Raw genomic sequence first — 12,271 nt, forward strand, 5'->3', positions numbered from 1 at the left:
TCTATAGAGCGCGGCGAGATCGTGGCGCTGATGGGTGCAAACGGCGCCGGCAAATCGACACTGGTAAAGATCCTTTCCGGGGTGCTCGCGGCTGATGGCGGCACGATCCATCTCGAGGGCCACCGTTTCGCGCCGCGCAGCCCGGCCGAAGCGGCGAAAGCCGGTGTCGTCACCGTACACCAATCGACAGATATTGTCGGCGCGGCGGGACTGACCGTTGCCGATGCGCTGCTGCTTAATCGTTTCGCCGATTGCAGCACACCCTTCTTCGTGTCACGCGCCGGCATCCGCCGCGCCGCACAGGCGATGCTCGATGCCGCCGGCTTCAGCCTGCCGCTCGACCGTGATTTTGGGGAACTTACCAGCGCTGACCGGCAACTCGTGGCAATCGCCCGCGCACTTGCCAATCGCGCCGATCTCCTGATTCTCGACGAGCCGACGGCAAGCCTTTCCGGCGAGGAAAGCCGACGGCTGTTCGATATTTTGCTGAGGCTGCGCAAGCGGGGCCTAGCGATCCTCTATATCTCGCATCGTACAGCCGATCTCGAAGCGATCGCCGACCGTGCGCTCGTCATGCGCGGCGGCCGGGTCGTCGGAACCTTCTCGCGGCCGATCGATTTTTCGAGTGCCATCGAGACAATGATCGGCCGCAAGCTGGAAGCGGCGCGGCCTGATGCGCGGCCCGCGATCGGCCCGGCGATTTTCGAAATGCGCGATATCAGCCTGCTGCCGGAAGGCGCGACCTTCGACCTGTCGCTGCATGAGGGCGAGGTGGTGGCGGTCACCGGCGTGCTCGGCGCCGGCAAGAGCAGGTTGCTCCGGGCGATCTTCGGCGTGACGGCGCTTCAGCGTGGCGCGATGTTTCTCGACGGCCGGCCGTACCGGCCGAAGAGTGCGGCCGAAGCAATCGCGGCGGGTGTCGCCATGGCGGCCGAAGACCGGCATCGCTCTTCGCTCATGCCCCCGGCGTGGCCTGGCCATTCACTATCGGCGACGATCAGCCTGCCGCATCTTGGAAAATGGTATCCCAGCGGTTTCCTTGTCGGCGGGCGTGAACGCCGCCAGGCCGAACAGGCGATCACCCGTCTGGGCATCAAGGCCGCCGGGCCGCTCGCATCGATCTGGTCGCTCTCCGGCGGCAACCAGCAGAAGGCGGTGATCGCCCGATGGGAGGCGGAGCCAAGCCGGCTGCTGCTGCTCGACGAACCCTTCCAGGGCGTCGATGTCGGCGCCCGCCGCGACATTATCCGGGCCATCCGCGCCCGCACCGACCGGGCGACGCTGATTGCGACCTCCGATCCGGAGGAGGCCTATGAGGTGGCCGACCGCATTCTCGTCATCGACCGCCACGTGTTGAGACCTGCGGCCGACGATGCCGCCCCTCATCCTGAAATCCAGGGAATATCCGTATGACGACGATCGACGAAGAAACCGTGCCGCAGGCAGGCGCCGTGCCGCGGGCCGACCGCAATCCACTGGCCGCCCTCGGCGCGTTTCTGCGTGCGGGCGCGGTCTTCATCCTGCTTGCGCTCCTCGTCGTCGGCTTCACCATCGCCGAGCCCGCCTTCATCAATATCACCAATCTGATGAGCATTCTGCAGGCGGTTTCCGTGGTCGCCATTCTTGGCGCCGGCGTCACCGTCACGCTCGCCGTCGGCGGCTTCGATCTGTCGATCGGCGCAGTCGCCGCATCGAGCGTCATGGCGGCGAGTTACGCGATGATCGTGTGGGGCTTCGACGCTTATGCGACGGTGCCGCTGGTCCTCGCCTTCGGCGCCTTGGTCGGTCTCGTCAACGCCTTCCTCATCGTCCGCCTGAAGGTGCCGGACCTGCTGGCGACACTGGCGATGATGTTCCTGCTCTCCGGCCTGCAGCTGATCCCGACGGCAGGCCGGTCGATTTCTGCGGGTCTCACCTTGCCCGACGGCTCGAAGGCAACCGGGGCCTACGACCCGGCCTTCCTGCTGATCGGCCGCTACAGCATCCTCGGCACCCTGCCCGTTTCCGTGGTGCTGATGGCCGCCGTCGCTGTTCTCCTTTTCATCCTCACCGAGCGCACCCGCATAGGCCGGCTGCTGTTTGCGACCGGCGGCAATGAGGTCGCCACCCGGCTTGCGGGAGCCTCGACCGTCAAGCTGAAGACCCTTGCCTATGTCCTGTCGGGCACGCTGGCATCGCTCGGCGGCATCGTCATCGCCGCCCGTGTCGGGCGCGGGGACGTCTCTTCCGGCGGCTCGCTGCTGATGGATTCGGTCGCTGCCGCACTGATCGGTTTCGCCGTCCTCAATCTCAGGCGTCCGAACGTGCTCGGCACCATCGCCGGCGCCGTCTTCGTCGGCGTGCTCTTGAACGGTCTCACCATGCTGAACGCCCCCTACTACACCCAGGATTTCGTCAAGGGCGCCGTGCTCGTCGGGGCCTTGGCCCTGACCTACGGCCTCGGCCGTAGCAATCCTTAATTTCAAGGAAGAAAAGACATGACCCGCCAAATCAGGCTGAACGCCTTCGATATGAATTGCGTCGGACATCAGTCGCCGGGGCTCTGGCGCCATCCGCGCGACAAGTCCTGGACCTACAAGGATCTCGACTATTGGGTGCATCTGGCAAAGACGCTAGAGCGCGGCAAGTTCGACGGGCTGTTCATCGCCGACGTGCTCGGCGTCTACGATGTGCTGAACGGCAATGTCGATGCGGCACTGCGCCATTCCGCGCAGGTGCCGGTCAACGATCCGCTGCAGCTCATCCCGACGATGTCTCACGAGACAGAGCATCTCGGCTTCGGCCTGACCGCCTCACTCTCCTTCGAGCATCCCTACACTTTCGCCCGGCGCATCTCGACGCTTGACCACCTGACGAAGGGGCGTGTCGGCTGGAACATCGTCACCTCCTATCTCAACAGCGGCGCGCTGAATATCGGCCAGCCCGCGCAGACGAAGCATGACGATCGTTACGATCTCGCCGAGGAATATCTCGAGGTCTGCTACAAGCTGTGGGAGGGCAGCTGGGAGGACGGTGCCGTCGTTCGCGACCGGGAAAGCGGTATCTTCACCCATCCGGACAAGGTCCATCCGATCAACCATTCCGGCAAGCATTTCAACGTGCCCGGCATCCATTTGAGCGAACCCTCGCCGCAGCGCACGCCGGTACTCTACCAGGCCGGCGCCTCCAGCCGCGGCAAGGATTTCGCCGGCGCCCACGCCGAATGCATCTTCGTCGCCTCGCCGTCAAAGGCCGTGTTGAAACGCTATGTCGCCAATGTCCGCGAGGCAGCCGAGCGCGTCGGCCGCAACCCACGCGAAATCCTTGCCTTCAACCTGCAGACTGTGGTGCTCGGCGAGACGGATGCCGAGGCGCAGCGCAAGTTCAACGAATACCGCAAATACGCCTCCTTCGAGGGCGCATTGACGCTGATCTCCGGCTGGACGGGCATCGATTTCGGTCAGTTCGCACCCGATGAGGTGCTGCGGCATCGTCATACCAATGCGGTGCAATCGGCCGTCGAGACCTTCACCACGATTGATCCCACAAAGGAATGGACGGTGCGCGAAATGGCCGATTGGGTCGGCGTCGGCGGCTTCGGTCCAGTTTTCGTCGGCTCGCCGCAGACAGTCGCTGATCTGATGCAGGAATGGATCGAGGATACCGATGTCGACGGATTCAACCTCGCCTATGCCGTGACGCCCGAGAGTTTCGAGGATGCCGTCGACCTGCTGGTGCCGGAATTGCAGAAGCGCGGCGTCTACAAGACCGAATATGCCAAAGGAACGCTGCGGGAAAAGCTTGGAGGAGCAGGCCCACGGCTTGTCGCGCCGCATCCGGGGGCGGCCTACCGCAATCTGTTTAGCGAACCGGCGCGCGTGGCCGCCAACGGTTGAACAAATAATAGCTGCTGAAAAAATGTCTCGCGAACCCCGATCATTCGAATTTTATTGAGGCCGTCACCGAGCCATGCGACGCCGACCCCCACAGCGCTCAGGTAAGCGGGTCGTCCGCGGGTGCCGCCGCCGCTTCAGAGGCGATGTGGCAGCATTCGGCCGCTGAATATTTGGCTCTTGATAATCGCGTGCTCGCAAGGCAGGAGAGTGGCATCGCGGAGACTGGATGCAGATGACGACATTGGCGGATTCGCAGGGCCTGGAGATTTCGCACGAGGGGCATCACACCCGTCTGAAATGGCACCGGCTGCGCAAGCGCGTTGCCGATCCCCTGTTCTCCGCCGAAGTGATGGCGGAAGGTTTTGCGGCAGGCGCCTCGATGGAACTCGATCTGCGCGTGCGTGCCGACGGCGGCTTCGCCGTGCTGCACGACAGGGAGCTCGAAGGTGAAACGACGGGCCGCGGACCAATCGCTGCCAAGAACGTTGCCGACCTCCGCGATGTCAGGATGAAGGACGGCGCCCGGCCGCTGATCCTTAGCGAGGATCTTGCCGACATGATGCAGTCAACGCATCCGGCCGCATTGCTGCAATTCGACATGAAGGACGATTACGAAGCTGTCGGCACCCGCGGCATCGAGCATCTTGCGGTGCATTTCCGTGACATCACCGCCTCGGTGATCGTCAGCGGTGGCAGTCTCGACCTCATTGTGGCGGTCAAGGAAAAGCTTCCGCATCTCATGCGCGGCATCGATCCGACCGAGAAACTTCACGATATCTGTCAGGCCAGCGGCTGGAGGGCGGCCGAAATGGAACTGCGCGCCGACCTTCGCGGTCCGACCGAACCTGATACCGTCTATCTCCACTGGCAGCTGATCCTTGATGCCGCCGAGGATGGCTTCGACCTGATCGGACTCTGCCGGGACGAAGGCAAACGCGTCGATGCATGGACCTTCACCTTGAAGGATCCGGAGGCTGGATTCAGCGATGCGGAATGGCGGAACTTTTCGGCGCTGATGGCCCTGAAGCCGGACCAGATCACCACCGACGAAGCGCCGGCGACCGAACGCGCATGGCGCCGTCGCATCCCCGGCTAACTGGCGAGCGTCAGTCCCGCGCTCTCAAGGATGAAGGCAAATTCACCTGCGAGCCCCGGCGCATGGGCGACGACAGGGCCGCCATCGGCAAGTAGGCTGCCGACCGGCGGCATCACAACCGTGGCGCCGGCCTCTTCGGCGATCAGCGCACCGGCGAGCATATCCCAGGCATTGAGGTGACGTTCGTAACAGAGGTCAGCGGCGCCCTCGGCGACGCGCACAAGGTCGATGGCGGCTGCGCCCATGCGCCGATAATCCATGCCGCGCTCATGTAGTCGCCTGGAAAGCGCGAGATACTCGTCGAAGCTCGTTTTGCGCGAATGCCCGAGAATGATGAGCGCACTGGCGGGATCGGCAGTCGTCGCCGCATGGATCGGCAGCCCATCCTTGAAGGCGCCGCCGCCGCGAACAGCGTGAAAGACTTTATCCTCAGCAGCGTCGTAAACGACGCCGATCTCGACCTTGTCGCCGACGACAAAGGCGATCGAAACGCCCCAATAACTAAAGCCCCTGATATAGTTGGTCGTGCCGTCGATCGGATCGACGACCCAGGTGCCGGCTCCTTCCGATTGCCCGCCGCTCTCTTCTCCCATGAAGGTATCGTCGGGGAAGCGCGAGATGAGCCCCTGGCGGATCGCCTGCTCCGCTCTCCCGTCGGCGATGGTGACGAAGTCCTGCAATCCCTTGCTTTGAACGGCGAGAGTGCCGGGATCCGACTCGCGCCGAAACCTGGCTGTCTCCCGTCCAACCTCGAGCGCAACAGCAATGGCGGCCTCAGCCCGTGCACGGATGGCAGCGGCGTCGAATGCGGCATTCATCAGGCGGTCCTTCTTCTTATCAATGTCACCGGCGTGGACTCGACACGCGCCGTCAGCTCCGGTTCGGCCATCCGGCTGATCAGCAGGTCGACGGTTTGTTCTGCCTGGATGTCGCATGGCTGGCGGATGGTCGTCAGATCGTAGGCGGTCCACGCGGCCTGGGGGATGTCGTCATGGCCGATAATGCGGAGCGGCAGCGTCTCGTCGCGGCTCCTGCCCTGCATGACGCGGTCGATCACGCCGCAGGCCATATAGTCGTTGGCGCAGAATAGCCCGTCGATGCCGGATGCGGCGAGGCCGGTCGCCGCGTCATAACCGCTCCGATAGTCGTTGATTTTGACCTGCAGGAACTGCGCCCCGACGCCAAGCTGCTTGCAGCGGGCGATGAAGGCTTCGCTGCGACGTCGCGCCGTATAGGATCTGGCCGGGGCGGCCATCACGGCGGGCTTACGCACGCCGCTATCGATCAGATGGCTGGCCGCCAGATGACCCGCCATGCTGTCGTCGGAGATGATGCGGTCGACGAAAGGAATGTCGTTGCCCTTGTTGATCAGCACGATCGGCACGCCTTCGGCCGCGCATTGTTCGCAGATTTCGGTCGGCGGTGCGTCCGATGTGACGATGACGCCTGACACGGCGTAATGCAGCAACTGGCCAATGACCGTTGAAGTATCCGCCTCCTGTGAGGTTGGCAGCAGGATCGGGCGGAAGTTACGGGCGAGCAGCGCCCGAGACAGATGCTCGATCTGCAGCGTGCGGAACGGGTTGTCGAAACCCGCGGCGACGAGACCGACGAGATCGGAACGCTTGTTGGTGAGGCTTCGCGCAAGATAATTCACTCGATAGCCGAGTTCCTTGGCGGCCTGATAGACCTTCTCGCGCGTTTTCGGCGAAACGCTGGCATCCGGCGTGAAGGCGCGCGACACGGCGGCGCGCGAGACGCCGGCCACCCGCGCCACGTCGAAGGAGGTTACCTTGCGCGGTCCCTTGACCTTGTCAGCCAAGTGCTTTCTCCTTCGTCGTCGGCGGCCGCATCAGATCGGGCAGATCGGTGCAGATGCCGAGAACCGGGAGTTTCATGAGGTCATCGAGAATGGTCCGCCGCTCTTCGTGCCAGAGCACGATCTCGCGGCCCACCTCGAAGGCACGATGCAGCAGCGACTCGGTCACCAGATCCTGCGGACGCTCCCCTGCCCTTTCCCAGCAGAGATGGAGGATATCTGCGCCGGCCTCATCACCGAGAGCATGCGGATCGTGGCCGACGCGGATCAGCACCGAGAGCGGAAAATCGCAGGCAGCGTCCCTGAGTTCGCGCACCTGAGCGGTATCGAAGGAGCCAAGGGAGGCAAAGCGCTGGTTCATTTCGACAAGGTGCTGCCAGCATCGGATGCCGGTCCCCGGCGCCTTGAGCTCGACATAGAGGCCGGTCCCCGTCTCTCGAGCGAGAGCGGCGACCTCTGAAAAGCTCGGCACGTCGACGCCGTCAAGGTCGGCAAGCTCCGCCGCCGTCATTTCCGAGATGCGCCGGTCGATGCCGTAGACCCGGTCCAGATGGTCGTCATGCGAGACGACCACCACGCCGTCGCCGGTCAGCTGCGTGTCGAGCTCCCACATCTCCGCGCCGAGTTCGGCTGCGCGGCGGAACGCGGCGAGCGTGTTTTCGCGTTCATGGCCGCTGGCGCCGCGATGGCCGATGCAGAAGGGAAGCCGGCCCTTGGCCGTCGGCCAGCCGTAACGTTGGAAGAAGGCTGAAAAATCGCGGGTCATCAGAGCCTCGTTCCGTTCTCGTCGAAGACGAACACGCCGCGGCTGTCGATCCCCCAGGCGACATCGTCGCCGACGTGAATATCGTTGCGCGCCGGCTGGATCGAGCGTAGCAGCGGCCCGCTGGCAAGACGCACGTCGTAAAGATTCTCTCGCCCTTGCGTTTCGGCGAAGGTGATCTTGCCGGTCACGGTGATGTCGCCGGCCGGCGTAAAATGCTCCGGCCGGACGCCAAGCATCAGCTTGCTGCCTTCGGCGGCGCCGATCGCGTCGGGCAACGGCACCCGGATCTCACTTTCCGGAATTGCGAAAGCGCCGTTTTCCATGACGCCGCGCAGGAAGGTGATCGGCGGATTGCCGAGAAAGCCGGCGACGAAGGCGGTCCTCGGATCGTTGTACATCTCGGCCGGCGTGGCGATCTGGACGATCTCGCCCTCTTTCATGATGGCGATGCGGTCGCACATGCTCATCGCCTCCACCTGGTCATGGGTGACAAGGATGGCGGTGATGCCGGTCTCGCGCTGCAGGCGGCGGATCTCCGAACGCATTTCGAGGCGCAGCTTGGCATCGAGATTGGCGAGGGGTTCGTCGAGCAGCAGCACGTCTGGCTTGCGGATCAGCGCCCGGGCCAGCGCCACACGCTGCTGCTGGCCGCCGGAAAGCTCGGCCGGCCTGCGGCTCATCAGATTGCCGATGTGAACCAGGGCTGCGATACGATCGACCTCTTTGCGGATCTCGGCGGCAGGCGCGCCCTTGACCTTCAGAGGAAATCCAATGTTCTCGGCAACCGTCATGTGCGGGTAGAGCGCATAAGACTGGAAGACGACACCGACATTGCGGGCTTGGCTCGGCAGGTCCGTGACATCCCGATCGCCGAAAAGGATGCGTCCGCCGGTCGGCCGGTGGATGCCGCAGACTGCAAAAAGCGTCGTCGACTTGCCGCAGCCGGACGGGCCAAGCAGCGCCAGCATCTCGCCGCCGGCGACCTCGAGCTGCATGTTCTCGATGACCTTGGTGGAGCCGAAGCTCTTCGAGAAATTGTCGAGGAGGATGCGCATCAGCCTTTGCTCCCGCCGCCGTAGATGTTCATGAGGTATTTATTGAAGAGCGCGTAAGCGATCAGCACCGGAATGAGGTAGAAGAGGCCGACCGCCTTGAACATGTTGAAATCGTAATTGTTGTCGTCGGCAAGGAAGCCAGCGAGATAGACCGACAGCACCTGCACCTGGTTGCCCGGCGCCAGCACCTGCGGCAGGATGAACTCGCCCCAGCCGGACAGGAAGGAGAACAGGCCCAGCGCCATGATGCCGGGCTTGACCTGCGGCAGCACCAGGCTGCGCCAAACCCTGAAACGCGATGCGCCGTCGACGACGCCGGCCATTTCGATTTCCCAGGGTACGGTGTCGTAGAAGCCTTTCATCAGCCAGATGCCGAGCGGCAGGTCGATCGCCGCCTTCACCAGGATGACGCCGATCAGCGAGTTATAGAGGCCTATCATCTGCAGCACGATGAAGATGGCGATGATCAGCGTCACGGACGGGAAGGCATGCAGCACCATGACGCCGGCAAGGAAGAAGCCACGCGCCGGCACGTTCAGGCGCGAGAGCACGTAACCGGCCATCGAAGAGACGATGAGCACGACGCTGGTGGTGCTGGCTGCAAAGAGCAGCGTATTCACGGTCACCTGCCAGATGTTGGCTTTACCCGGCGTCGTCTGCCACAGGAAACGCCAGTGATCGAGCGTCAGGCCCGACGGCAGCAACGCGTCCTGCTGCTTTATTGTTACGGTGTCGAGGAAGAGATAGACATACATCAATAGCAGCGGCAGGCTGACGATGGTAAGCGCCGCCATGACGGGCCAGCTGCTGTAATTTGCCGAGGGTTGGGATCGTTCGGCCATGGTCAATCCTCGATCAAGGGCTTGGCGACAAGCGTGCGGTAGTTGAAGACGCGCAGATAGAGGAGCGACAGCATCACGCCGATGACGACGAGCACCAGCGCCATGGCGGCTCCCAGCCCGTATTCGAGATTGCCGGCATAATTTCTGAGCGCGGTGTGATAGGCGGAGAGGGCCCAGACCTCGGTCGCGTTGCCCGGCCCGCCATTGGTGGCGAGCAGGATTTCATTGAAGGAGGCGAGCAGCGACAGCGTCTGATAGCAGGTGACGAAGAGGATCGGCCAGCGCATCTGGGGCAGGATGATGTAGCGGATCTGCTGCCAGCGTGAGGCGCCGTCGACCTCGCTCGCATAGAACTGGCTCTTCGGGATGGCCTTCATCGCCGACGAGAACACCAGCATGCCCATCGAGGCGCCGATGAAGCCGTTGATCAGCACGACGAAAGACCAGGCATTATAGGCGGTATCGAGCAGATAGTTCTTCGGGGGGTAGCCGAATTTGCCCATCAGGATGGAGATGAAGCCGCTGTCCCAGGCGAGCCACTTCCACAACATGACGTAGATGACGACGGGCGTGATGCGCGGCAGGAGCCAGATGCCGCGAAAGATCGAGGCCGGCGTCGCAGGCATGTAATGCGTCCAGATGGCAAGCAGCAGAGCATAACCGACGTTGAAGAGCATCAATACCAGCGCGACATAGAGCACGGTATTGAAAAGCACACGCGCCATGTCGGGCGATCTGGTCATGCGTGAGAAATTGTCGGTCGTCCAGGTCCAGCCGGTATAGGTGGTCTTGGCGACGGTTTCCTTCTGCTCCGGCGTCAGCTTGAACCCCAGTCCGTCCAGCGACGAAAACAGCTGTTCCTTGCTGCCGAAGCGCGTATTGAGGACGGAGCGGTTGAACTGTTCGGAGATCTGTTTGACCTCCCGCGTCGAAGGTCGTTCGGCAAGATCCTTGATCATACGTTCGGCCTCGCGCCGCGTCGCAAAGACCTCGCCGGCGTGCTTGGCGCGCAACTCCGCCGCGATCGCAGGCGCAAGGCCGAGGCTCTCCACGGCCTTGAGGCCGGCTTCGTCGATCGTGTAGCGCGGCTCGGCCAACTCGGCCGCGATCTCCGGCATTACCGATTTCAGCGTGATCAACGAATTGGGTGCGATCTGATAGACACCTCCTGAAATGCCGGTCGCCGTGGTCATGTTCGTCATAGAAAAGACTGCCGTCAGAACGACCGGCATCAGGAAGAAAAGCACGATCATAATCGCCGCAGGCGCGATCATCACCAGGCCGAGCGTTCTGGACGATTTCATGGAAGCCTCCTCGAAGGGATCGATCGGGCGGCGGGTCGCCGCCGCCCGGAGGGACGCTTCGATCTTAGCGGATGACGATCTTGTCGCCGAGCGTGCTTTTCAGCTCGCTTTCGGCGTCGCCGACTGCGGCGTCGACTGCCTTGGCGCCGGTCCAGGAAGCTTCGAGGTTCTTCCACATGATGTTCCAATAGGTGCCGAAATCGGAATTGTTCGGCATCGCGTTGGCATGCGGCAGCAGGCGTTCGGTGGCTTCGCGGGTCCAGCGGTCGGCGGAATAGAAATCGACCTGGGACTCCGCCTCGGAAATGCCGAGATGGGCCGATTTGACCGCATGCAACGCATTGGTGCGGGGCTCAGAGGCGATTTTGACCAGCTGGGCAGCAATCTCCGTATCATCCTGGCTGTGACCTGCGGTCAGGAGATAGACGAGCGGATGCGTCAGCGTATTGGCCTTGCCACCTTCGCCAGCCGGTATCAGCGTGAAGATCACGTTTCCGAAGAAATCCTTGAGGCCTTCCTGGTTGACGAGACGGGCATAGTGCCAGGTGCCGCCGTCCCAGATGCCGGCCTTGCCGGTGGCGACTTCCTTCCACCACTGATCGCCCGGCATGCCGATATGGTTCTTCTTGGTGACGCCTGCTTTAACGGCGTCGGCAAAAAACTGATAAGTGCGGGTCATCGCGGCCTTGTCGAAAACGAGCTTGCCACCTTCTTCCATCGTGCCGCCGAAGCTGGTGTAGAACTGCCAGTAATCCGGACCGTTGCTGGTGCGCGGATAAAAGCCGTAGCCGGGCTGGACGAGGCCTTTGTCCTGCATCTTCTTGGCGTCTTCGAGCAGGTTCTTCATCGTATACTTGCCGTCCTGCACGTTCTGAGGCAGGGCGTCGAGATCGGCGTCGCTGTAGCCGATCGCCTTCATGTAAGGCTTCCAGAAGAACATCGGTCGGGATTCGGCATCCTGCGGGATGCCGTAGACGGTGCCGTTGTAGGAGGCGATCTTCAGAAGATTTTCGTAGATGCCGTTGAGCGGCCAGGAATCGAGGTCGACATAATCCTCGATCGGAACGATCAGGCCGGATTGCGACCAAGGCGCGATGTCCTCATGGCCGCTGACGACGATGTTCGGGGCGGTCTTTGCTTCTGCGGCAAGGGTCAAGGCCTGTTTGAAGTCTTCCCAGGCGCTATAGGGCTTCTTCTCGACGGTGATTTTCAGATCTTCGCCCTTGAGGGCGGCTTCGCGCTGCAACTGCTGAGCCGCGATCTCGATGGCATCGAGACGATAGACGTCGTTCGGGCCGGTGCCGCCGGCCCAGACGCTGATGGTGACGTCCTTGGCAAGTGCGAATATGGAGGTCGAGGCCAGGATGGCAGCCGCGATAGTAAGGGATTTCAACGTCGGCAAAATGGTCATCTTCTTCATCTCCCCAGAAGAGCAGTGTGAGGCCTCTTTGACGGGTCATCACTGGTGTTGACGACCGCTTCGAAAGCCCGCGAAAACGTGACGAGTCCCGCTC

11 protein-coding genes are annotated in these 12,271 nt (G+C 62.6%); 4 read left to right on the plus strand and 7 right to left on the minus strand.

All coding sequences use genetic code 11. The annotated features are described in order from the left end of the window. From PH551_RS19030 to PH551_RS19045, 4 genes are all read left to right on the plus strand, one after another. Nucleotides 1-1,413: sugar ABC transporter ATP-binding protein (locus tag PH551_RS19030; RefSeq protein WP_285194380.1), on the plus strand; the 1,413-nt coding region annotated here is incomplete at its 5' end. Then, nucleotides 1,410-2,459: an ABC transporter permease gene (locus PH551_RS19035; RefSeq protein WP_285194383.1), complete on the plus strand. Its 1,050-nt coding sequence runs from the start codon at nucleotides 1,410-1,412 to the stop codon at nucleotides 2,457-2,459. The genes PH551_RS19030 and PH551_RS19035, both read left to right, overlap by 4 nt. An 18-nt stretch (nucleotides 2,460-2,477) precedes the next feature. Next, nucleotides 2,478-3,875, plus strand: a complete 1,398-nt coding sequence (locus PH551_RS19040) for an LLM class flavin-dependent oxidoreductase (RefSeq protein ID WP_285194385.1) — start codon at nucleotides 2,478-2,480, stop codon at nucleotides 3,873-3,875. A gap of 226 nt (nucleotides 3,876-4,101) precedes the next feature. Next, nucleotides 4,102-4,971, plus strand: coding sequence for a glycerophosphodiester phosphodiesterase (locus PH551_RS19045; RefSeq protein WP_285194388.1), 870 nt, complete (start codon nucleotides 4,102-4,104; stop codon nucleotides 4,969-4,971). Here PH551_RS19045 and PH551_RS19050 read toward each other — a convergent pair. The 7 genes from PH551_RS19050 to PH551_RS19080 all read right to left on the minus strand — a co-directional run bounded on the left by PH551_RS19050 (nucleotide 4,968) and on the right by PH551_RS19080 (nucleotide 12,168). Continuing rightward, a complete protein-coding gene (locus PH551_RS19050) occupies nucleotides 4,968-5,789 on the minus strand; it encodes an inositol monophosphatase family protein (RefSeq protein WP_285194390.1) in 822 nt (273 codons plus the stop codon). The genes PH551_RS19045 and PH551_RS19050 overlap by 4 nt on opposite strands. Further along, on the minus strand, nucleotides 5,789-6,793 hold the full coding sequence (locus PH551_RS19055; protein WP_285194392.1) for a LacI family DNA-binding transcriptional regulator: 1,005 nt from the start codon (nucleotides 6,791-6,793) through the stop codon (nucleotides 5,789-5,791). Before PH551_RS19055 ends, PH551_RS19050 begins: the two co-directional genes overlap by 1 nt. Continuing rightward, nucleotides 6,786-7,556, minus strand: coding sequence for a glycerophosphodiester phosphodiesterase (locus PH551_RS19060; RefSeq protein WP_285194394.1), 771 nt, complete (start codon nucleotides 7,554-7,556; stop codon nucleotides 6,786-6,788). Before PH551_RS19060 ends, PH551_RS19055 begins: the two co-directional genes overlap by 8 nt. Continuing rightward, complete coding sequence (locus PH551_RS19065) at nucleotides 7,556-8,611, minus strand: ABC transporter ATP-binding protein (RefSeq protein ID WP_285194396.1); 1,056 nt, start codon at nucleotides 8,609-8,611, stop codon at nucleotides 7,556-7,558. Before PH551_RS19065 ends, PH551_RS19060 begins: the two co-directional genes overlap by 1 nt. Next, entirely contained in the window at nucleotides 8,611-9,453 is an 843-nt protein-coding gene (locus tag PH551_RS19070) for a carbohydrate ABC transporter permease (protein ID WP_085781561.1), read from the minus strand. The genes PH551_RS19065 and PH551_RS19070 overlap by 1 nt, the downstream gene beginning before the upstream one ends. A gap of 2 nt (nucleotides 9,454-9,455) precedes the next feature. Next, nucleotides 9,456-10,757 (minus strand): carbohydrate ABC transporter permease, encoded by a 1,302-nt coding sequence (locus PH551_RS19075; protein WP_285194398.1) that lies wholly within the window; start codon nucleotides 10,755-10,757, stop codon nucleotides 9,456-9,458. 64 nt (nucleotides 10,758-10,821) lie between these two features. After that, nucleotides 10,822-12,168 carry an extracellular solute-binding protein gene (locus PH551_RS19080; RefSeq protein ID WP_285194400.1) on the minus strand — a complete coding sequence of 449 codons (1,347 nt, stop codon included), beginning with the start codon at nucleotides 12,166-12,168 and terminating at the stop codon, nucleotides 10,822-10,824. Nucleotides 12,169-12,271 lie beyond the last annotated feature (103 nt).

Source organism: Rhizobium atlanticum (assembly GCF_030182485.1).
GTDB lineage: Bacteria > Pseudomonadota > Alphaproteobacteria > Rhizobiales > Rhizobiaceae > Rhizobium.

What these genes read in the sequence shown, in the direction of transcription:
- PH551_RS19035 (WP_285194383.1), top strand. Translation starts at nt 1,410, where the DNA reads ATGACGACGATCGACGAAGAAACCGTGCCGCAGGCAGGCGCCGTGCCG.
- PH551_RS19040 (WP_285194385.1), top strand. Translation starts at nt 2,478, where the DNA reads ATGACCCGCCAAATCAGGCTGAACGCCTTCGATATGAATTGCGTCGGA.
- PH551_RS19045 (WP_285194388.1), top strand. Translation starts at nt 4,102, where the DNA reads ATGCAGATGACGACATTGGCGGATTCGCAGGGCCTGGAGATTTCGCAC.
- PH551_RS19050 (WP_285194390.1), bottom strand. Translation starts at nt 5,789, where the DNA reads ATGAATGCCGCATTCGACGCCGCTGCCATCCGTGCACGGGCTGAGGCC.
- PH551_RS19060 (WP_285194394.1), bottom strand. Translation starts at nt 7,556, where the DNA reads ATGACCCGCGATTTTTCAGCCTTCTTCCAACGTTACGGCTGGCCGACG.
- PH551_RS19065 (WP_285194396.1), bottom strand. Translation starts at nt 8,611, where the DNA reads ATGCGCATCCTCCTCGACAATTTCTCGAAGAGCTTCGGCTCCACCAAG.
- PH551_RS19070 (WP_085781561.1), bottom strand. Translation starts at nt 9,453, where the DNA reads ATGGCCGAACGATCCCAACCCTCGGCAAATTACAGCAGCTGGCCCGTC.
- PH551_RS19075 (WP_285194398.1), bottom strand. Translation starts at nt 10,757, where the DNA reads ATGAAATCGTCCAGAACGCTCGGCCTGGTGATGATCGCGCCTGCGGCG.
- PH551_RS19080 (WP_285194400.1), bottom strand. Translation starts at nt 12,168, where the DNA reads ATGACCATTTTGCCGACGTTGAAATCCCTTACTATCGCGGCTGCCATC.